At 72.6% G+C, this 19,345-nt stretch carries 17 protein-coding genes and 1 pseudogene; 9 read left to right on the top strand and 9 right to left on the bottom strand.

Annotated features, from left to right (window positions below):
* Window positions 1-9: 9 nt before the first annotated feature.
* The gene (locus tag BCL76_RS34005; RefSeq protein ID WP_109783222.1) at window positions 10-603 is read right to left on the bottom strand and encodes a TetR family transcriptional regulator; all 594 of its coding nucleotides are present in this window, start codon (window positions 601-603) and stop codon (window positions 10-12) included.
* Between the two features lie 102 nt (window positions 604-705).
* Here BCL76_RS34005 and BCL76_RS34000 point away from each other — a divergent pair.
* Window positions 706-1,690: pseudogene (locus BCL76_RS34000) on the top strand (aldo/keto reductase).
* Window positions 1,691-1,768: 78 nt separating this feature from the next.
* On the opposite strand, the gene BCL76_RS33995 reads toward BCL76_RS34000, so the two are convergent.
* From BCL76_RS33995 to BCL76_RS33965, 7 genes are all read right to left on the bottom strand, one after another.
* Entirely contained in the window at window positions 1,769-3,124 is a 1,356-nt protein-coding gene (locus tag BCL76_RS33995; protein ID WP_219934009.1) for an aminobutyraldehyde dehydrogenase, read from the bottom strand.
* Between the two features lie 61 nt (window positions 3,125-3,185).
* Window positions 3,186-4,502, bottom strand: coding sequence for a flavin monoamine oxidase family protein (locus BCL76_RS33990; RefSeq protein WP_109783220.1), 1,317 nt, complete (start codon window positions 4,500-4,502; stop codon window positions 3,186-3,188).
* A gap of 76 nt (window positions 4,503-4,578) precedes the next feature.
* Window positions 4,579-5,736 carry an ABC transporter ATP-binding protein gene (locus BCL76_RS33985; protein ID WP_109783219.1) on the bottom strand — a complete coding sequence of 386 codons (1,158 nt, stop codon included), beginning with the start codon at window positions 5,734-5,736 and terminating at the stop codon, window positions 4,579-4,581.
* 5 nt (window positions 5,737-5,741) lie between these two features.
* The gene (locus BCL76_RS33980) at window positions 5,742-6,659 is read right to left on the bottom strand and encodes an ABC transporter permease (protein WP_109783218.1); all 918 of its coding nucleotides are present in this window, start codon (window positions 6,657-6,659) and stop codon (window positions 5,742-5,744) included.
* Window positions 6,656-7,627: an ABC transporter permease gene (locus tag BCL76_RS33975; protein WP_109783217.1), complete on the bottom strand. Its 972-nt coding sequence runs from the start codon at window positions 7,625-7,627 to the stop codon at window positions 6,656-6,658. The genes BCL76_RS33980 and BCL76_RS33975 overlap by 4 nt, the downstream gene beginning before the upstream one ends.
* Before the next feature lies 1 nt (window position 7,628).
* Complete coding sequence (locus BCL76_RS33970) at window positions 7,629-8,759, bottom strand: polyamine ABC transporter substrate-binding protein (RefSeq protein ID WP_109783216.1); 1,131 nt, start codon at window positions 8,757-8,759, stop codon at window positions 7,629-7,631.
* 257 nt (window positions 8,760-9,016) lie between these two features.
* Window positions 9,017-10,285: an aromatic ring-hydroxylating oxygenase subunit alpha gene (locus BCL76_RS33965; RefSeq protein WP_109783215.1), complete on the bottom strand. Its 1,269-nt coding sequence runs from the start codon at window positions 10,283-10,285 to the stop codon at window positions 9,017-9,019.
* Between the two features lie 399 nt (window positions 10,286-10,684).
* On the opposite strand from BCL76_RS33965, the gene BCL76_RS33960 reads away from it, so the two are divergent.
* The 8 genes from BCL76_RS33960 (at window position 10,685) to BCL76_RS33925 (ending at window position 18,818) form a co-directional block, all read left to right on the top strand.
* Window positions 10,685-11,101: a hypothetical protein gene (locus tag BCL76_RS33960; RefSeq protein WP_146228481.1), complete on the top strand. Its 417-nt coding sequence runs from the start codon at window positions 10,685-10,687 to the stop codon at window positions 11,099-11,101.
* On the top strand, window positions 11,098-12,402 hold the full coding sequence (locus BCL76_RS33955; protein WP_109783213.1) for an NADH-ubiquinone oxidoreductase-F iron-sulfur binding region domain-containing protein: 1,305 nt from the start codon (window positions 11,098-11,100) through the stop codon (window positions 12,400-12,402). Before BCL76_RS33960 ends, BCL76_RS33955 begins: the two co-directional genes overlap by 4 nt.
* Complete coding sequence (locus tag BCL76_RS33950; protein ID WP_030385056.1) at window positions 12,399-12,590, top strand: ferredoxin; 192 nt, start codon at window positions 12,399-12,401, stop codon at window positions 12,588-12,590. Before BCL76_RS33955 ends, BCL76_RS33950 begins: the two co-directional genes overlap by 4 nt.
* A 1-nt stretch (window position 12,591) precedes the next feature.
* Window positions 12,592-14,667, top strand: coding sequence for an acetate--CoA ligase family protein (locus tag BCL76_RS33945; RefSeq protein ID WP_109783212.1), 2,076 nt, complete (start codon window positions 12,592-12,594; stop codon window positions 14,665-14,667).
* A 43-nt stretch (window positions 14,668-14,710) separates the two neighbouring features.
* Window positions 14,711-15,925 (top strand): acyl-CoA dehydrogenase family protein, encoded by a 1,215-nt coding sequence (locus BCL76_RS33940; protein ID WP_109783211.1) that lies wholly within the window; start codon window positions 14,711-14,713, stop codon window positions 15,923-15,925.
* A 38-nt stretch (window positions 15,926-15,963) separates the two neighbouring features.
* Window positions 15,964-17,133 (top strand): acyl-CoA dehydrogenase family protein, encoded by a 1,170-nt coding sequence (locus tag BCL76_RS33935; protein ID WP_109783210.1) that lies wholly within the window; start codon window positions 15,964-15,966, stop codon window positions 17,131-17,133.
* 114 nt (window positions 17,134-17,247) lie between these two features.
* Window positions 17,248-18,210 carry a 3-hydroxybutyryl-CoA dehydrogenase gene (locus tag BCL76_RS33930; RefSeq protein WP_109783209.1) on the top strand — a complete coding sequence of 321 codons (963 nt, stop codon included), beginning with the start codon at window positions 17,248-17,250 and terminating at the stop codon, window positions 18,208-18,210.
* Window positions 18,207-18,818: a TetR/AcrR family transcriptional regulator gene (locus BCL76_RS33925; protein ID WP_109783208.1), complete on the top strand. Its 612-nt coding sequence runs from the start codon at window positions 18,207-18,209 to the stop codon at window positions 18,816-18,818. The genes BCL76_RS33930 and BCL76_RS33925 overlap by 4 nt, the downstream gene beginning before the upstream one ends.
* A 28-nt stretch (window positions 18,819-18,846) precedes the next feature.
* Here BCL76_RS33925 and BCL76_RS33920 read toward each other — a convergent pair whose 3' ends face one another.
* Window positions 18,847-19,200, bottom strand: a complete 354-nt coding sequence (locus BCL76_RS33920) for a hypothetical protein (protein WP_109783207.1) — start codon at window positions 19,198-19,200, stop codon at window positions 18,847-18,849.
* Between the last annotated feature and the right edge of the window lie 145 nt (window positions 19,201-19,345).

Below are 19,345 nucleotides of genomic sequence, written 5' to 3'. Positions count from 1 at the left end.
GCCGACGGCCTAGGCTTCGTCGGTCGGGGGTGCGGGCGTGGTGATCCGGCGGACGGCCTCCACCACCGCCGCGCGGTGCTCGGCGAGCCGCTCGGCGGCCCAGCCGGTGCCCGCCGCGCCGGCCGCCGGACCTCCCACCGCGCCGAACCAGGCCTGCGACAGGCCCATGACCAGCGTCAGCACATCGGCCGCGGGCACCCCGGCATCGATCCGGCCCGCTTCCTGCGCCCGTCGAACCGCCGCGATCTTGCCGTCGTAGGACGAGGTCTCCTCGTCGGTGGACCCCGGGCGCTCCAGTTGCTTCCACAGCACGAGGCGCATCAGCTCGGGCCGCTCGACGAGGTGGTCGAAGACCGCCCCCGCATAGCCGGGCAGATCCTCCACGTCGAAGGCGACGGATTCCGAGCCCGTCGCGAGGGCCCGCTGGAGCACGGCGTCGAAAAGCTGCTCCTTGTTGCCGTAGTAGACGTAGATGAGTCGCTTGTTCGCCTGCGCCGTCTCGGCGATGCGGTCGACGCGCGCGCCCGCGATGCCGTACGTGGCGAACTCGGTGAAGGCCGCGTCGAGCAGACGCGCCTTGGTCGCGTGGGAATCCCGTGCCATGGACCGCAGCCTAGCAAGTAACTATCCAGTTATTGACAAACAGGGTCGACGCGTCGCAGACTCGAACTATCCAGTTAGTTACTTCTGCACGAGGAGCACGCCATGGAGATCCGCGCACTGGGCCGTCAGGGGCTGAAGGTCGGCGCCGAAGGCCTCGGCCTGATGGGCATGAGCGCCCACTACGGCGCCACCGACGAGACCGAATCCCTCGCCACCATCGACCGAGCCCTGGAGCTGGGCGTCACCCTGCTCGACACCGCCGAGGGCTACGGTCCCTTCCGCAACGAGCAGCTGCTCGGCAAGGCGCTGGCGGGCCGCCGGGAGGCCGCCGTGGTCGCCACGAAGACCGGCGTCGAGTTCTCCGACGAGGGCGCCCTCCTCGGCCACAACGCGAGCCCTGAGTACATCCGCCGGTCGGCCGACCGCTCCCTGCGTCACCTGGGCACCGACCACATCGACCTCTACTACCTGCACCGCGTCGACCCGAACGTGCCGATCGAGGAGAGCGTCGGCGCCCTGGCCGAGCTGGTCGAGGCCGGCAAGGTCCGCCACATCGGGCTGTGCGAGGTCTCCCCCACCACGATCGCCCGCGCCCACGCCGTGCACCCGCTGGCCGCCGTACAGACGGAGTACAGCCTCTTCGAGCGTGGCATCGAGCACGACGGCGTCCTCGACACCCTGCGCGACCTCGGCATCGGCCTCGTCGCCTACTCCCCGCTCGGACGCGGCTTCCTCTCCGGCGCCATCACCAGCCCCGACGACTTCGCCGCCGACGACTTCCGCCGCACCGACCCCCGGTTCCAGGGTGAGAACTTCCACCGCAACCTGGCCGTCGTGGACCAGGTGCGCAGGCTCGCCTCCGAGAAGGGTGTTCACCCCCTCCCAGCTCGCCCTGGCCTGGACCCTCCAGCAGGGCGCCGTTCCCATCCCGGGCACCAAGCGGCGCCGCTACCTGGAGGAGAACATCGCCGCCACCGCGGTGACGATCACCCCCGAGGAGCTGGCCGCCATCGACGCGGTGGCGCCGCACGGCGTGGCCTCGGGCGACCGCTACGCGCCGGAGCTGATGGCCTCCCTGAACGGCTGATCCTGTCCGGGTACGGATCCGGGCCGGTCCGGGGGCGTACGCCGCACGCCCCGGACGCCCCGGACGCCCCGGACGGCATCACAGCATGACGTGCTTGACCTGCGTGTAGTCCAGGAGGCCCGCCATCGAGAGGTCGCTGCCGTAGCCCGAGTGCTTGACCCCGCCGTGAGGCATCTCGGAGACGGTGGTGCCGTGGGTGTTCACCCAGACGATGCCGGTGTGCAAGGCACGGGTCGCGCGCATCGCACGGTCGTGGTCCCTCGTCCACACACTGGCGGCCAGACCGTGACGGACGTCGTTGGCCAGGTACAGGGCCTCCGCCTCGTCCGCGAAGGACTGCACGGTCACGACGGGGCCGAAGATCTCCTCCTGCACGATCTCGTCGTCCTGACGCACACCGGCGACGACGGTGGGTTCGTGGAAGAAGCCCGGCCGGTCGAGGCGGGCGCCGCCCGTGACGACGTCGGCGCGTCGCGGCAGCCGGTCGAGCAGCGACCGTACGGAGGCCAGCTGGGCCGCGTTGTTCAGCGGGCCGAAGTCGGCGTCCGGCTCGTCCGGGCCGCCCGTGCGCAGTGTGCCCGCCTCGGCCGCGAAGGCCGCGAGGAACGCGTCGTGCACCCGCTGGTGGACCAGCAGCCGGGTGGGTGCCGTGCAGTCCTGGCCCGCGTTGTAGTAGGCGACCGCGGCGAGGGCGGCGGCGGTCGCCTCGATGTCCACGTCGTCGTGGATCAGGACGGGGGCGTTGCCGCCGAGCTCCAGGTGGACCCGTTTGAGGTCGGCGGCCGCGGCGGCGGCGATCTGCCGGCCGGCGCGAACGCTGCCGGTGACCGCGATGAGGGCGACATCGGGGTGGGCGGTGAGGGTGCGGCCGGTGTCGCGGTCGCCGCACACCACGTTGAACACGCCGGGCGGGAGGTGCTCGGCCGCGACGCGGGCCAGCAGCGCGGACGACGACGGGGTGGTGTCGGCGGGCTTGAGCACGATCGTGTTACCGGCGGCGATCGCGGGGGCGATCTTCCACACGGCCATCATCAGCGGGTAGTTCCACGGGGTGATCTGGGCGCAGACCCCGACGGGTTCGCGCCTCAGTACGGAGGTACGGCCCTCGGTGTACTCGGCCGCGGCCAGGCCCGGCAGGTTGCGGGCGGCTCCGGCGAAGAAGCGTACGGTGTCCACGATCGCGGGCAGTTCCTCGGTCCGGAACAGGCGGGCCGGTTTGCCGGTGTCGCCGGTCTCGGCCGCCACGAAGGCCTCGGCGTGCTCCTCGATGGCGTCGGCGATGGCGAGCAGGGCGCGCTGGCGTTCGGCCGGTGTGGTCGTGGACCAGTGCGCGGAGGCCGCCCCGGCCGCCGTACAGGCGGCGTCGGTGTCGGCCCTGCCGGAGCGTGGGGCGTGGCCGTGCACGGCGCCGGTGGCGGGGTCGACCAGTTCCATGGTCTCCCCCGAGGCGGCCGGCAGGTCCGTGCCCGCGATGTGGTTGAGCACGGGGTCGGTGTCAGCCACGGCGCAGCGCCTCCTCGGCGGCGTCGCGTCCGGTGCGTACGGCGCCTTCCATGTAGCCGGCCACCCACTGGTCGGATCCGCAGACGTAGAAGGGTGGCTCGTGGGTGCCGTGGAGGGGGCCGACGGCCATGACGTCGCCCGGGGTCCACTGGGTGACGTACCCCTGGGTCCACGGGTCGGTGCCCCACATCCGGACGTACGTGGCCAACGGCCCGTACGCCGCGTCGCCGTAGAGGCGGGCGATGTCGGCGAGGAGTTCACGGGTGCGCAGCGAGGTGGGTGCTCCGAGCAGAACGCCGAGCCTCTCCGGCGGTACCAGGGCGGAGAGGATCCCGTCGCTCTGCGGCCAGGTGCTGCCGAGGACCCCTTCGCATTCGGAGAGGCCGTTGCGGCCGAGGTCGCGCCAGAACGGCCGGTCGTAGGCGGCCACGAACTTCGCCGCGAGTGCCTGGCGTTGGCGGTACAAGGAGGCCAGTCGCCCGTCGGAGACGCCGGTGACGGAAACCTGGCGGAACGGGCCGACGGGCAGGGCGCTGACGACGGCGTCGGCGGTGAGGGTCTCGCCGCCGGCCAGTCGTACAGAGCACCGGCCGGGTCGGCGGATCGTGACGGCCTCGACGGGTGCGCCCGTGCGGACACGTCCGCCGAGGGCGGCGGCCATGCGCAGGGCCACCGTGGCGGAGCCCTCGGCGACCCGCAGGCCCTCCCAGGCTTCGTAGTCGTAGGCGTCGGGGCCGGGGACGGCCGCGTGCTTGCGCAGGGCGGCGAGCAGGGACGTGCGCTCGCACGAGCCGTCGGCGAGGGCGAGTTGGCCTATCTCCCAGAGGCGGACGACGGCCGGGGTCGCGCCCTGGGCACGTAGCCAGGCGCCGACGGAGGTGCTGTCGAGGGTCGTGGCGTCGGGGTGGGACCAGGGGTCGGTCGGGTCGACGGTCCGGGCGAGCGCGCAGAAGGCGGCGGTGACCTTCTCGTGGCAGGCGTCGTCCCCGGGGCCGAACCAGTGCGGCGCATCGCCGGCGGAGACCCCTTCGGGCGTGGCGCGGGTGAGGGTGCCGGGCTCGGCGACGTAGCTGGGGACCAGGGTGAGGCCGAGTTCGGCGGCGAGACCCAGGTAGGCGGTGTGGGCGCGGCCGACGACCTCGCCGCCGAGCTGGACCAGCCGGCCGTCGGGGAGTTCGGTCTGTTCGACGCGTCCGCCGACCCGGTCCCGGGCCTCGACGACGAGGACGTCGGCTCCGCCGGCGGCGAGGTCGCGTGCGGCGGCGAGGCCGGCCAGGCCGGCGCCGAGCACGATGACGTCGTGGTTCATGGGGGTGTCCTTCGGTGAGGGCGCGGTGGGCTCGGAACCGGGGCGGGCCGGGCCGAGCCGGGGGGCCGGGGCGGCTTCAGTCCAGGACGAGGCAGTGTTCGGGCTTCCAGCCGATCTCGACGCGCTCGCCGCCGCTCCAGCGGTCCTCCCGGCGGGAGCGGACGGTGTTCTGCTCCAGTACGGACACCGTGATGCCGGGGGCCAGTTCGATGAGGTAGGTCGTGGTGGGGCCGCAGTAGACGGTCTCGCGGACGACTCCGGCGGCGCGCGCCATGTCCGGCTCCAGGTCGGACAGCCAGATCTTCTCTGGGCGGATCGAGAGGTTGACCCTGCTGCCCTCGGCGACGGCGGGCCGCTGCCCGACGGGCAGCTCGGGGCCGTCGTCGAGGACGACCCGGCCGGCGCGGTAGGTGCCGGGGACGAGGTTGGAGGTGCCCATGAAGGAGGCGGTGAAGCTGCTCGTGGGGCGCTCGTAGACGTCCTCGGGCGTACCGCACTGCTCGACTCGGCCCTCGTTCATGACGGCGAGGCGGTCCGACATGGTCAGTGCCTCGTCCTGGTCGTGGGTGACGAAGACGAAGGTGATGCCGACCTCGCGCTGGATCTGCTTGAGCTCGACCTGCATGTGGCGGCGCAGTTTGAGGTCGAGGGCGGCCAGGGGTTCGTCGAGGAGCAGCACCTGGGGCCGGTTGACGAGGGCGCGGGCGAGGGCGACTCGTTGTTTCTGGCCGCCGGAGAGCGTGGTCGGCTTGCGGGCGGCCAGGTGGCCGAGCTGGACGAGGTCGAGCATGTCGCTGACCCGTTCGCGGATCTCGGCGCGGCCGACGCCCTTGCGCTTGAGTCCGAAGGCCACGTTGTCGGCGAGCGAGAGATGGTCGAAGAGGGCGTAGCTCTGGAAGACGGTGTTGACGTTGCGCTTGTTGGGCGGCAGGCCGGTGACGTCCTGACCGTCGAGGAGGACGCTTCCCGTGCTGGGGTCGGAGAAGCCGCCGATCATCCGCAGGAGGGTGGTCTTGCCGCAGCCGGAGGGGCCGAGGAGGGAGAAGAACTCGCCCGGCGCGATGTCGAGTTCGACGTCGCGTACGGCGTAGGTGCCGCCCGCGGCGGGGTACTGCTTGCTGACGCGGTCGAGCCGGACGGCGGGGGTGGGGTGGATGGGTGTCGGGGTCAGGGGGGTCGGGGACGTCGAGGAGGTCTGCGCGTGGGTGGTCGGGTGCTCGGGTGTCGCGGGCATGGGTGTCACTTCCCGGAGAGCAGGTCGAGGCCGCCTTTGCGCCCGAAGAGGCGCGGGATGGCGAGGGCGAGGACGATGAGGCCGATGGAGCCGACCAGCATCAGGGTGCCGACGGCGTTGATGGTGGGCTGCACGCCGAACCTGATCGCCGAGTAGATGCGCACGGACAGCGGTTGCGGGTCGACGCCGGTGGTGAAGTAGGCGAGGACGAAGTCGTCGAAGACGAGGGCGAAGATCAGCACCGCGGACGCCAGGATGCTGGGTAGCAGCGCGGGCAGGGTCACCAGGCGCAGTGCCTGCCCCCGGGTGGCGCCGAGGTCCATGGCGGCCTCTTCCACCTCCGGGTTGAGTGCGGCGATGCGGGAGCGGAGGATGACCGTCACGTAGGAGATGGAGAAGGTGATCTCGGCGAGCATCACGGTGGTGGTGGAGAGGGTGATGCCGAGGCCCTTGAAGAGGAGCATCGCCGCGACGCCGGTGACGATCTCCGGGGTGATCAGTGGGACGAGCATGATCAGGCCGGCGAAGGAGCCGAGGCGGCTGCGGCTGCGTACGAGGCCCAGCGCCAGGGCCACGCCGAGGACGAGCGAGCCGGCCATGGCGACCAGGGACACCCGCAGGCTCATGCCGAGCGAGTCGAGGAGTACCTCGTCGTGCAGGAGGGCCGTGTACCAGCGGAGGCTGACGCCGTCGAGGACGGTGAGGGATTTCTGGGAGTTGAAGGAGAAGAGGACGACGACGCCGACGGGGAGGTAGAGGAGCGCGAAGAAGAGGGCGGTGACGGCGATGGCGAAGCGGGGGCGGCGATCGGCGCCGCGCCGGCGGCGCCGCGGGCTTCCGGTACCGGTGGCGGGGCCTGTGCCGGTTTCGCTGCTGGTGGCGCTGCTCACGGTCGTACCGCTGGTGCTGGTGCTGGCGCTCATCGGGCGGCCTCCGCCTCGTCCTTGCGGGTGCGGCGCAGGTAGCCGAGCATTCCGAGGAACAGGACCGCCATCAGCAGCATGGTGAGGGCGGAGCCCAGCGGCCAGTTCTGGCCCTGGAAGAACTTGTCCTGGATCAGGTTGCCGATCATGATCTGGTCGGGTCCTCCCATGAGCTGGGCGCTGACGAAGTCCCCCATGGCGGGCAGGAAGACAAGGACGCAGCCGGCGGCCGCTCCCTGCCGGGTGGCGGGGACGGTGACGAAGAGGAAGGTGCGCAGGGGGCCGCCGTAGAGGTCGCGGCCGGCCTCGATGAGCGAGGTGTCCATGCGCTCCATCGCCGCGTACAGCGGGATGATCATGAAGACCACGAAGCCGTAGACGAGTCCGGCGATGACCCCCACCCCGGTCTGCAGGATCTTGGTGTCGCCGTCGGCGAGACCGATCGCGCGCAGGGCCTTGAGCAGCGGTCCGTCGTCGGAGAGGACGACGGACCAGCCGTACATCCGGACCAGGTAGTTGGCGAAGAACGGGACGACGATCGCGGCGATCAGCAGGTTCTTGAAGCGGCCGCCGCGCAGCGCGATGGCGTAGGCGACCGGGTAGGCCACGGCCAGGCTGATGAGGCAGGTGATCAGCGCGTATCCGAGGGAACGCAGCAGGACGGTGCTGTAGGCGGGGTCGGCCAGTGCGGTGAGGTTGGCGAAGTTGAGTCCGAAGCGCGGGTTGCCGAGGGGGTCGGTGGTGCCGAGCGCGAGGGTGGCCACGAGCAGGAGGGAGGCGACGAGGAAGCCGGTCATCCAGAGCGTGCCGGGGAGCAGGAGCCAGGTCCACAGGCGTGGCTGCCGGGTCCGGGCGCCGCCGCGGGGGATGGCCCCGGTCCGTGTCCGGTCCGGTGACGGCTTTGTCGGTGTGTCCGGGTCCTGGGGCGGCCGCGGCGCGGTCCCGGTGCGGTTGGTGCGGGTCGCCATGTCAGCCGGCCTTCACGTCGGTCCAGGCGGCGTCGCGGGCCCGTTCGGTCCCCGCGTCGCCGTTGCGGAAGAAGAGGTCTGCCGCCAGGTCGTCGGCGGTCACCAGGCACTGGGGGAACGGCTCGACGAGCGCGGCGTAGGTGTCCTCGGTGCCACGGACCGGCATCGGGTAGCCGATGTACTCGATGTTCTTCTTCACGTTCTCCGGGCGGAGCATGTAGTCGATGAAGAGCATCGCGGTGCCGGGGTGCTGTGCGTTGGCCGGGATGGCGTAACAGTCGGAGTTGACGGGGGCGCCTTCGCGGGCGACCTCGAAGCCGAAGACGGACGGGTCCTCGGCCTGGGCGAGCATGGCGGCCATGTCTCCGCTCCAGGCCTGGGTCATGTCGGCGTTGCCGTTGAGGAGGTTGTTGTAGCTGTCGCTGGAGAAGCCGCGCAGGCGGGGGCGGAGCGAGCGCAGGGTGTCCGTGACGCGGGCGAGGTCACCGTGGTCGCCGGTGGTGAGGCCGAGGCCGAGTTTGAGCGCGCCGAGGCCCAGCACCTCGTCACGGTCGTCGAGGACGAAGACCTTGCCCTTGGCCTTCTCGTTCCACAGGTCCTCCCAGGAACCGGTCAGGTCGCCGAGCCGGTCCCTGCGCCAGCCGATGCCCGTCTTGTACATGGTGAACGGGACGGTGTGCGCGGAGCGGGGGTCGTACCAGGGGTCCGCGAAGTAGTGGTAGCCGCCGAACACGGCCTCGGCGCCGCGCAGCCGGGAGTGGTCGATCGTACGGAGCCGGCCGCCGGTGGCGAGGCGCTCGGCCCATTTCGCGGTGGGGAAGATGATGTCGTAGCGGTTGCCGGCGTTCAGTTTGGCGGCCATGCCCTCCATGGAGTCGTAGTTCGACTGGACGACCTTGACGCCGTACTCCTTCTGGAAGCCTTCGAAGACGGTGGGGTCGACGAAGTCCGCCCAGTTGAAGTAGACGAGGTCGCCGTCGACCTTGACGTCGATGGGTGCTTCCGCATTCGCCTTGCCGGCCGGGTCGTCGGAGGTGGCGAAGCCGCAGCCGGCGGCGGTGAGGGCGAGGGCGGCGGCGGTGCCGGCGCGGAGGAACGAGCGTCTGGTCGGGGGGAGTGCCTCGGGGGACATGGGGTCCTCTCCGTAGGGGCCGCAGGGGGACGGCGGGAACGAGCGGTACGTGGGGGCTCGGTCGTGCGGCGGGCGCGGCTCCGGGGGTGCCGCGATGCGGTGCGGTGCGGTGGCGCGGCCGTGCGGTGCGGTCGTGCGGTGTGGCGCGGTCGTGCGGTGCGGTCGTGCGGTGTGGCGCGGTCGTGCGGTGCGGCCGGGCGGTGCGGTCGTGCGGCATTGCTGTCGTCCGGCGGTGGGGACGCAGTGGTCGCGGCCGGCTACGGAGCGGCGCCGTCGAGGTCCGACCGGATGCGGCCCGCGAACCAGCCGACCGCCGACTCACGGCGTGACAGCGGTCCGGGCTCGAACCCGGGGGTGGAGAGCCCCTTCTGCACGCGGGCGACCAGCTCGGCGTCCTCGTCGTTGGTGATCCAGCCGATGTGGATGTTCAGGCGCCGCGCGAGGCGGGTGCGCAGGCTGGTGCCGCGCCGGGTGTAGAACGCTCCCGGTACGGCCACGCGGTCCACCGCCGTGGGGATCGCGGTCCAGGCCAGTACGTGGTCGGGGTAGAAGTCGATGAGGGTGTTCGGGTAGATCACCGCGTACCGCCAGATCCGCCGGTCGGCCTCGCCGAGGCCCGGCATCGGTGCGGCGATGCGCTGGTAGAGGCGCTCGGCCCAGTTCGAGGAGGGCTTGTCGCGCAGCGGCGAGGCGAAGAGCGCGTAGGACTCCTCGATGTCGCAGGTGTAGCCCTGGTAGTCGAGCAGCCGCATCAGGCCGGGGTGGGCGACCGGTACGTGGTAGCCCTCCAGGTAGTTGTCGACCGCCACCTTCCAATTGGCCTGCTGCACCTCGGCGGCGGCCAGGTCGTGGATACGGGCGCGGCCGATGGGCACGAGGTCGGCCCCGGCGTAGTGGCCGACCGCCTCGGCGAGGCCGGCGCAGCTCGTGGCCAGCGGAACGGCGTCGGGGTCGAGGTTGACGAAGACGAAGCCGAGGAAGGACTCGACGCGGGCCGGGAAGAGACCGAGCTTCGGCTTGTCGAGGCAGGGGATCTGGCGGGCCTCCGGGGCGCCGACCAGGCTTCCGTCCAGGCGGTACGTCCAGCCGTGGTACGGGCAGCGGATCGCCTTGCCGTCGGGCTCGGGGGCGGTCACCAGGCGGGTTCCGCGGTGGCGGCAGACGTTGAGGTGCGCGGCGAGGCCGCCGTCCTCGGTGCGGACCACCAGCACCTCACGGTCGGCGACCGTGGCGGCGAGCCGCGCTCCGGGGTTCGGCAGGTCGGACTCGTGGCAGACCAGCTGCCACGACCTGCCGAAGACGTGCCGGGTCTCGGCGGCGGCGGTCTCGGGATCGGTGTAGTAGCGGGCCGGAAGGGCGGGCCCGGGGATGTCGGTGGGTTCGGCGCCCTCTCGGCCGGCCGGCCCGACGGTCGAGGCGTGGCCCGGTGGTCCGCCCGGGTCGGTACGGGCGGTGCCGGCGATGCCGGGGGTGTGCTCGGTCCGGTCGGCAGGGCCGGTCGGTGATTCGGGAGCTCTTGAGTGCATCGGTGACTCCTCCGTGCCGGCGTGCGGCGATCGGTGTCGGCGTTCGATGGCGAGGCAAGGCGGGTGGGGCGGGGGGCAGGGCCGGGACAGGGCAGGGCTGCCCGGCGACGGACAGGCGGTCGGGGCGGGAGACCCGGACCGGGCTGACCGATTGGACAGCCACATTGCTGGCTGATTTCCGCCGGGTCAAGACTTGTTCACTGACCGATCGGTCAGCTAGCGTAATTCTTGCCTGACCGATCGGTCAGCAAACGTGCTTTCCTGTCGCCGCACCGGCCCCGTTCCCCGTTCGCCCAGCTCATGGGGGCGGACCAGGCCGTGCGGCCCGCCCGGGCCGTCCCGGGCCCGCACCCCGGATCTCCCGATCTCCTCGATCTCCTGATCTCCCCGGAGGCACGCATGAGCGGTCATCGGCGTCTGGACTGGCTCGGGCTCACCCCCGAACCGGAGCGCGAACTCCCCACCGCGGTCGCCGCCCTGCGCGCCTCCTCGCACGGTGCGACCGCAGGGCTCCCCCCACAGGACCTGGCGGCCGGCGAACGGCGCCGCGTGGAGCGCCTGATCCTGCGCGGCAGCCGGCACAGCTGGCTCCGTTACCTCGCCGAGGTCACCGACCTGGTGACGTCGGTGGCCGCCGGGTCCCGTCCGGGCGACCCCGCCGCCGCCCTGCTCGCCGGCGAGGTCGTCCTCGATCACCACCGCATGCTCATCGGCCTCCCGGGCCCCGGATACGGCCGCACCGCCGAGGACCGCACCGCGCTGGAGAGCGCCGTACGGACCCTACGCACCCACACCACGACAGGAGCCGGCCGATGACCACGATCCGACTCCCGACGGCGCCGCCGCCGGGCACCGTCCTCGGAGCGGCGCCGCACCTCACGGAGAGCGCCGACGCCTACCGCGCCACCGGCGGCTACGACCCGGCCGTCGACCCGGAGGAGCTGCTCGCCCACCTCGCCGCCTCCGGGCTGCGCGGTCGCGGCGGGGCCGGCTTCCCGGCCGCCGTCAAACTGCGCTCCGTACGCGGCCGCGACGACTCCCCCGTCGTCGTGGCGAACGGCGAGGAGGGGGAGCCGGGCTCGGCCAAGGACCGCTGGCTGCTACGGGCCCGGCCGCACCTGGTGCTCGACGGCCTCGTCCGTGCCGCCGCCGTCACCGGGGCCGTACGCGGCTACGTGTACCTCTCGGACGCGGCGGCGGGCGAGAGCGTGCGCCGGGCCCTCGCCGAACACCCGCCGCCGCTGCCCGTCGAGGTGGTCGAGACCGGCCACACCTACGTCGCCGGTGAGGAGAGCGCGGTGGTGCGCCGGATCGACGGCGGCCCGGCGCTGCCCACCGCCAAGCCGCCCCGCCCGTTCGAGCGTGGGGTCGGCGGTGCGCCGACCCTCGTCTCCAACGTCGAGACGCTCGCCCGTATCGCCCTCACCGCCACCCGGCCCGACCTGCGGCGCGCCATCGCCCGCAGCACCCTGGTGACCCTGTCCGGCGGCCCGGCCGCACCCATGCTCACCGAGGTCCCCTACGGCATCCCGCTGCGCACCCTGGCGGCCCGGTACGGAGCCCCGGAGGCGGCCGGCGCCCTGATGGGAGGGCTGTTCGGCGGCCTCGTCGACGCCGACGCCCTGGACCTCCCCCTGGAGCCCGGCGCGCTCACCGCCGCGGGCACCGCCCTGGGATGCGGGGCCGTCCACTTCCTCGCCCCCACCCGCTGCCCGGTGACCACCGCGGCCGACGCGGCCGCCCACCTCGCGGCCGAGAGCGCCCGGCAGTGCGGGGTGTGCGTGTCCGGCACCTCGGCCGTGGGCAAGGCGCTGAACGGCCTGGCCGCAGGCACCGCCGGCCCGGACACCGCGGACAGCCTGCTCCGCTGGTCCCAAGGCCTCACCGGGCGCGGCGCCTGCGGACTCCTGGACGCCGCCGCGGGGATCGCGGGCAGCCTGCTGCGCGCCTTCCCCGGACACGTCCGCTCCCATCTCGCCGCTTCCTGCCCGGTGTGCGCGGCCGCCGCACCCGCGGACGGTCGCCACCGCCTCACGGTGGCCGTGCCGGAGGTCGCCTCCCCGCTCACCGCCGCCGCCCCGGGCAACCCCGTGCCCGTGCTGAAAGGAACATCATGAAACTCCTGCTGGACTCCACCCGCTGCCAGGGCTACGGGCTGTGCCAGGAACCCGCCCCCGAGCTGGTCGAACTCGACGAATGGGGCTACGCGAACGTCATCGCCGTCGTCGTCCCGGCCGGCACCGAGGACGCCGCCCGCGCCTGCGCCGAGAGCTGCCCCAACTCCGCCCTCCGCGTGGAGGGATGACATGGGACGTGACCTGACCGCCCTCTTCGACCCCCGCTCGGTCGCCGTCGTCGGTGCCAGCGACGACCCGGCGAAGTACGGCCACGCGGTGGCCGCCCAGGCGCTGCGCGCCCCCGACCGGCGGCCCGTGCACCTGGTCAACCGGCGCGGCGGCACCGTTCTCGGCCGTGCCGCGGCCACCTCCTTGACGGCCGTCGGCGAACCCGTCGACCTGGTGGTGATCTCCGTACCCGGCAGCGGGTTCGAGACCGCCGTCGACGAGGCCCTGGCCTGCGGGGCGAAGGCGATCGTCGCCATCACCGCGGGCTTCGCCGAGGCCGGCCGCGCAGGCCTGGCCCGGCAGCGTGCGGTCGCCGACCGGGTACGGGCCGCCGGAGCCGTCCTCGTCGGCCCCAACTGCCTGGGCATCGCGGACAACACCACCGAGCTCTACCTCGCCTCGGACCGCTTCGCCCCCGGCGGGGTCGCCCTGCTCAGCCAGAGCGGCAACCTCGCCCTCGAACTCCAGCTCCGCGGTGAGCCGCACGGCCTGGGCTTCTCCCGCTTCGTCTCCCTCGGCAACCAGGCCGACGTCACCCTCGTCGACCTCGTCGAGGACTGTGCCCGCCACGAGGCCACTTCGGCCATCGCCGTGTACGCCGAGGACTTCGGTGACGGCCGGGCCTTCGCGGCGGCCGCCGCCGCGGCGGGCAAGCCGGTGGTCCTGCTCACGGCCGGCCGGGGCACCGCCTCCGCCCGCAGCGCCCAGTCCCACACCGGGGCGCTCACCACCTCGGCCGACGTGGTGGCCGCCGCCTGCCGCGACGCGCGGGTCGAACTCGTCCGTACGCCGCGGGAGATGACGGTCGTGCTGGCCGGACTGGGCGCGGGGGTGCGTACGCGGGGCCGCCGTACCGCCGTCTTCACCGACGGCGGCGGCCACGGCGCGATCGCCGCCGACGCGACCGAGGACGCCGGGCTCGAGGTACCGGAGCTCGGCGGACCCACGCAGGACCGACTGCGGACCGTGCTGTGGGAGCAGTCCTCGGTCGCCAACCCTGTCGACCTGGCGGGGATGGGCGAACAACGGCCCCTCTCCTACGCCGACACGGTCGGGGCACTGCTGGCCGCCGACGAGGTCGACGCCGTCCTGATGACGGGCTACTTCGGCGGTTACGCCGCCGCCGAGGGCGGTCTGGGCGGCGGCCCGGCAGGTGGGTCCGTACTGGCGGAGGGCGAGGCCCGGGCCGCCAAGGAGATCGTCGCGCACCTCGCGTCCGCGGCTGCGAAGCCGCTGGTCGTGCAGTCGATGTACCCCGGATCGCCGAGCTGCCGGGTGCTGGCCGAGGCCGGGGTGCCGGTGTTCGACGCCACCGAGGACGCCGCCCGGGCGCTCGCGGCGATGACCGGGCGGCGGAATCCGGTGGACGCCGCCGGTGTGCCCCCGCTGCCGAGCGTGGCCGCTCCGCTGGCGGACCCGGGCTACCACGGGGTGCGGGCACTGCTCGACGCCGCCGGGGTGCCGTTCCCGGCGGCGCGCGAGATCACGGACGAGGCCGGGCTGCTGGCAGCGGCCGCGGAGTTCGACGGCCCGTACGTGCTCAAGGCCCTGCACGTGCTGCACAAGTCCGACGCCGGCGGGGTGGCGCTGCGCCTGGCCGACCGGGACGCGCTGCTCGCCGCGTACCGGGAGATGCGTGCCCGGCTCGGCGCGCCCGCCTACTCGGTCGAGGCGATGGCCGACCTCACGGACGGCATCGAGTTGATCGTGGGCGTGAACCAGGACCCGCGGTTCGGGCCGATCGCCCTGGTCGGGCTCGGCGGCGTCCTCACCGAGTCGCTCCGCGACGTCGCCTTCGCGCTCGCGCCCGTACCGGCGGAGCGGGCCGAGGCACTGCTGCGGGGCTTGCGCAGCGCCGCGCTGCTGGACGGCGTACGCGGCCGGCCGGCCGTCGACGTGGCCGCGGCGGCGGCCGTCGTCGAGCGCATCACCACCGTCGCCGCGGCGCACCCGGAGATCGCCGAACTGGAGGTCAACCCCCTGCTGGTGCGCCCGGACGGCGCACTCGCCCTGGACGCGCGGGCCGTCCTGCGCTGACCGCTCCACCCCCACCCCCTGTGCTCTGGAGGACTGACTTCACATGGACTTCCGCTACACACCCGAGCAGGCCGATCTCAAGGCCCGTGCCGCCGCCTACGCGCGGCTCCTGATGACCTACGAGGACCGGTCCGAGGAGGCCGGTGGCCCGCTGCCCGTCGAAACGGTCCGTGAACTGACCCGCGCCGCCGTCGACGCCGGTGTCTACGCGATCAACATGCCCGCGGAATGGGGCGGGGCCGGGCTGTCGTTGCTGGATCAGGTCATCGTCGAGGAGGAGTTCGGCAAGGTCACCAACTGCCTGTGGGACATCCCGTGGCGGCCCGCGAACGTGCTGGCCTACGGGACCGAGGCGCAGCGGGAGAAGTATCTGCTGCCGGTGATCCGGGGCGAGCGGTTCGATGCCTTCGCGGTGACCGAGCCCGGTGCCGGTTCCGATCCCGGTTCGGGGACGAGTACCGCGACCCGTACCGCCGGCGGCTGGTTGTTGAACGGCGAGAAGTGGTTCGTGACCTGTGGGGACATCGCGGACTTCCTGCTGGTGCAGGCGGATGCGGGGCCCGAGCGGGCGGCGACGCTGTTCTTCGTGGACAAGCAGGCGCCCGGGGTCGAGATGACGCGGGTCCCGCGGTTCATGCACTCCGCGGTGAACGGGCACCCCGAGTTCACCTTCACCGACGTGTTCGTCCCCGACGAGGACGTGCTCGGTGGTGTCGGCAACGGCTACGAGCTGACCAAGGAGTGGTTCACGGACGAGCGGCTGATGATCGCCGCCCGGACGGTCGGGGCCGCCGAGCGGGCCCTGGAACTCGCCCGGGACTGGGCGATCGAGCGCCGCCAGTTCGGCTCCCCCATCGCCGACTTCCAGCTGATCCAGGGCATGCTCGCCGACTGCGCCGTGGACATCGCGGTCAACCGGGCCTACACCCACCAGGTCGCCTGGGAGGCCGACCGGCCGGAGACCGACCGCAAGACGCTGCACGCGAAGGCCTCGACGGCGAAGCTCGCGGCGAGCGAGGCGGCGGGCCGGGTCATCGACCGGTGCGTGCAGATCTTCGGCGGGCGCGGCTACGACCGTACGTACCCCGTCGAGCGCATGTACCGCGAGCTGCGCGTCGACCGGATCTGGGAGGGCACCTCCGAGATCCAGCGCCTGATCATCGCCAACGAGCTGATCAAGCGCGGCACCCGGGCGCTCGCCCTGCCCACCTCCTCCTCCACCCCGACCTCCACCCCCACCTCCGCCCCCACCTCCTGACGACCGCTCCCCCACCACGACCCAGAGGACAGACACACATGGACTTCCGCCTCACCGCCCGTCAGGAAGAGCTCCGGAGCGCGGCGCGCGCGCTCACCGACTTCATCGAGAAGTACGAGCTCGACTGCGAGGAGAACAACGGGCTGCCGCCGCAGGCCCACATCGAGATCCGCGACGCCGTCCTCGACAGCGGGCTGCAGGCCGTCAACATGCCGAAGGAGTGGGGCGGCGCCGGCCTCACCATCCTGGAGCAGGTCACGGTCCAGGCGGAGCTCGGCCGGCTCACCGGGGCCTTGTGGGACATGGTGTGGCGCCCGGCCAACGCTCTGTCCTACTGCACGCCCGAGCAGCGCGAGCGCTACCTCGTCCCGGTGATCCGGGGGCAGCGCCGTGACTGCTACGCGGTGACCGAGCCCGAGGCCGGCTCCGACCCGCAGAACCTGCGGACCACGGCGACGCGGACCGCGGGCGGCTGGGTGCTGAACGGCGAGAAGTGGTTCGTGACCGTCGGCGACCACGCCGACTTCATGATCGTGCTGGCGGCCGCCGGAGAGGAGCGCGCGCCGACCCTCTTCCTCGTCGACAAGGACACCACGGGCATCGAGATGACCCGCGTGCCGCGCTGGATGCACACCTTCGTCTACGAGCACCCCGAGTTCACCTTCACCGAGGTGTTCGTGCCCGACGACGCGGTGCTCGGTGAAGTGGGCCAGGGCTACGACATCACGCGCTCCTGGTTCACCGAGGAGCGGCTGATGATCGCCGCGCGGACGATCGGGGCGGCGGAGCGGGCCCTGGAACTCGCCCGGGACTGGGCGGTCGAGCGCCGCCAGTTCGGCTCCCCCATCGCCGACTTCCAGCTGATCCAGGGCATGCTCGCCGACAGCGCCGTGGACATCGCCGTCAACCGCGCCTACACCCACCAGGTGGCCTGGGAGGTCGACGAGGGCGTCCTGGACCGCAAGACGCTGCACGCGAAGGCGGCCATCGCCAAGCTGGCGGCGAGCGAGGCGTCGGGCCGTGTCGTGGACCGGTGCCTGCAGATCTTCGGGGGGCGCGGCTACGACCGCTCGTACCCGGTGGAACGCCTCTACCGGGAGCTGCGCGTCGACCGGATCTGGGAGGGCACCTCCGAGATCCAGCGCCTGATCATCGCGGGCGAACTGGTCAAGCGCGGTACGGGCGTGCTGCGGATGCCGTCCGCGTGATGACGGTCGGGGACGGCCCGGGCCGGCGGTCCGGGCCGTCCCCCGCACCCAGCGCGGCGGTATCAGCAGGGGCCCTGTGAGCGTCAGAAGCATCAGAGGAGGGAGGACCGATCGATGACCGATGTCGAACGGGTCGGGATCGTGGGCTGCGGACTGATGGGGTCCGGTATCGCCGAGGTCTGTGCCCGGGCCGGGCGGGACGTCGTGGTGCTGGAGACGGCCCCTCCGGCCGCGGCCGGAGGCCTGGAGCGGATCACCCGCTCCCTGGACCGCGCGGCGGCGTCCGGGAAACTGACGGCCGCCGAACGGGACGCCGCCGTCGCCCGGATCGCGGTGACCACGGACGTGGCGCGCCTCGCGGACCGGGACCTCGTGGTCGAGGCGGTGGCGGAGGAAGAGCGTGCGAAGCTGGAGGTCTTCGCCCTGCTCGACCGGGTGGTGGAGCGGCGGGACGCGGTCCTCGCGACGAACACCTCCTCGATCCCCGTCATCAGGCTGGCGGCGGCCGTCTCGCGGCCGGAGCAGGTCATCGGCCTGCACTTCTTCAACCCCGTACCGGTCCTTCCGCTGGTCGAGCTGGTGCCCTCGCTGCTCACCGGTGACGAGACCGTCCGGCGGGCGCACGCCTTCGCCTCCGAGGTGCTGGGCAAAGAGGTCGTCCGCGCCCGCGACCGGGCGGGGTTCGTCGTGAACGCGCTCCTGGTGCCGTACCTGCTGGCCGCCGTGCGCATGGCCGAGTACGGGGCCGCGTCGCCCGAGGACATCGACCGGGGCATGACCTTGGGCTGCGCGCACCCGCTGGGACCGCTCGCCCTGGCCGATCTGATCGGCCTGGACACGGTGCAGGCCATCGCGCGGTCGATGTACGCGGAGTACCGGGAGCCGCTGTACGCCCCACCGCCGCTGCTGGCCCGGATGGTCGACGCGGGCCGCCTGGGCCGCAAGACGGGCCGGGGCTTCCACACGTACGGCGACCACGGGAGCGGTGCGATGCGCGAGGATGGTGGTGTGGTGGCCACGGCAACCGGGCCCACCCGCCCGGTCCACGGGCGCCGACACGGGGAGCAGCCGACGTGACCAAGGCCGAGCGCGCACTCGAGACGCGTGAGCGCATCCTTATCGCCGCGTGCGAAGTCATCGCCGACATCGGCTTCGAGAACGTCAGTATGCGCAAGGTCGCCGAGCACGCCGGTGTGTCGAAGGCCCTGTTGCACTACCACTTCGACACGCGGGAGAAGCTCTTCGCCGAGGCGATGACGCACTCCTTCGCCCAGACCGGTACGGACACCGAGGGCGTTCCCGACTCGGTGTCCTCGGCGGTGGTCCTGGCCCGCATCCTGCGGAGCATGCTGCCGACGGACGCGGAACTGCGCCAGGACTGGAAGCTCTGGCAGGAGTTGTGGGTGCGGGCCCAGCGCGACACGGCGGCCCGGCACTTGGCCGTCGACCTGTACGACCAGCTGCACGCCTGGGTCGGCGGGGCCGTGGAACGGGGCATCCGCTCGGGGGAGTTCGCCGCGTGCGACGTCGCCGCGCTCGCCACTCTTGTGCTGGCCCTGTGCGACGGCCTCGGTATCCGGCTGATGCTGGACGACCCCCGGGTGGATCTCGCGACGGCCCGGGCGACGATCTGGCGGGCCATCGCCCCCACCCTGGGCATCGATCCGCAGTTCCCGCAGGTGTGACCGGTGTGTTCGGTGTGTCCGGTTCGGGTCAGCCCGGACCGTGCACGGTCTGGACGTTGCCGAGCGGGTCGACGGTGAGGGCGACGCGCTCGATCTTGTTCGCCATGGCCAGCACGATCCAGACGACCCCCCACAGCAGGCAGGTGAAGATGGTCAGGATCGCGTGCAGGAGGTGGTTGACGTTCCCGCCGCGTACGAGCACGGCCTGGGTCGGGGAGCGTGATTCGACGCGCCAGCCGAGGACGACGTACTGGTTCACCGTCCAGTCGAGGATCGCGGTGCGCCGCGCGTCGTCGAGCGGCTCGCCCGGGGGTGCGTAGAACAGTTCCGGGGGCGGTTCCGGGACGGGCCCCCAGCCCTTCGGTTCGTCGGACTTGGCCATCGGTCCAGCCTCCCCACGCGTCGGGGCCGCCGGCGGGCGGCGCCGGGCGGGACGCCTTCGGTACCGTCCCGCACATCCAGAGTGCGCCGGACGGTCGGGTCCAGCATGGCGAGCCCACCTGACCAAGTCTTTCGCCGATGTGCGG

Source organism: Streptomyces sp. CG 926, assembly GCF_003148825.1.
In the GTDB taxonomy this organism is placed as follows: Bacteria; Actinomycetota; Actinomycetes; order Streptomycetales; family Streptomycetaceae; genus Streptomyces.
This window is presented reverse-complemented; position numbering and strand designations above follow the sequence as displayed.

What these genes read in the sequence shown, in the direction of transcription:
- BCL76_RS34005 (WP_109783222.1), bottom strand. Translation starts at nt 603, where the DNA reads ATGGCACGGGATTCCCACGCGACCAAGGCGCGTCTGCTCGACGCGGCC.
- BCL76_RS33995 (WP_219934009.1), bottom strand. Translation starts at nt 3,124, where the DNA reads ATGGAACTGGTCGACCCCGCCACCGGCGCCGTGCACGGCCACGCCCCA.
- BCL76_RS33990 (WP_109783220.1), bottom strand. Translation starts at nt 4,502, where the DNA reads ATGAACCACGACGTCATCGTGCTCGGCGCCGGCCTGGCCGGCCTCGCC.
- BCL76_RS33985 (WP_109783219.1), bottom strand. Translation starts at nt 5,736, where the DNA reads ATGCCCGCGACACCCGAGCACCCGACCACCCACGCGCAGACCTCCTCG.
- BCL76_RS33980 (WP_109783218.1), bottom strand. Translation starts at nt 6,659, where the DNA reads ATGAGCGCCAGCACCAGCACCAGCGGTACGACCGTGAGCAGCGCCACC.
- BCL76_RS33975 (WP_109783217.1), bottom strand. Translation starts at nt 7,627, where the DNA reads ATGGCGACCCGCACCAACCGCACCGGGACCGCGCCGCGGCCGCCCCAG.
- BCL76_RS33970 (WP_109783216.1), bottom strand. Translation starts at nt 8,759, where the DNA reads ATGTCCCCCGAGGCACTCCCCCCGACCAGACGCTCGTTCCTCCGCGCC.
- BCL76_RS33965 (WP_109783215.1), bottom strand. Translation starts at nt 10,285, where the DNA reads ATGCACTCAAGAGCTCCCGAATCACCGACCGGCCCTGCCGACCGGACC.
- BCL76_RS33960 (WP_146228481.1), top strand. Translation starts at nt 10,685, where the DNA reads ATGAGCGGTCATCGGCGTCTGGACTGGCTCGGGCTCACCCCCGAACCG.
- BCL76_RS33955 (WP_109783213.1), top strand. Translation starts at nt 11,098, where the DNA reads ATGACCACGATCCGACTCCCGACGGCGCCGCCGCCGGGCACCGTCCTC.
- BCL76_RS33950 (WP_030385056.1), top strand. Translation starts at nt 12,399, where the DNA reads ATGAAACTCCTGCTGGACTCCACCCGCTGCCAGGGCTACGGGCTGTGC.
- BCL76_RS33945 (WP_109783212.1), top strand. Translation starts at nt 12,592, where the DNA reads ATGGGACGTGACCTGACCGCCCTCTTCGACCCCCGCTCGGTCGCCGTC.
- BCL76_RS33940 (WP_109783211.1), top strand. Translation starts at nt 14,711, where the DNA reads ATGGACTTCCGCTACACACCCGAGCAGGCCGATCTCAAGGCCCGTGCC.
- BCL76_RS33935 (WP_109783210.1), top strand. Translation starts at nt 15,964, where the DNA reads ATGGACTTCCGCCTCACCGCCCGTCAGGAAGAGCTCCGGAGCGCGGCG.
- BCL76_RS33930 (WP_109783209.1), top strand. Translation starts at nt 17,248, where the DNA reads ATGACCGATGTCGAACGGGTCGGGATCGTGGGCTGCGGACTGATGGGG.
- BCL76_RS33920 (WP_109783207.1), bottom strand. Translation starts at nt 19,200, where the DNA reads ATGGCCAAGTCCGACGAACCGAAGGGCTGGGGGCCCGTCCCGGAACCG.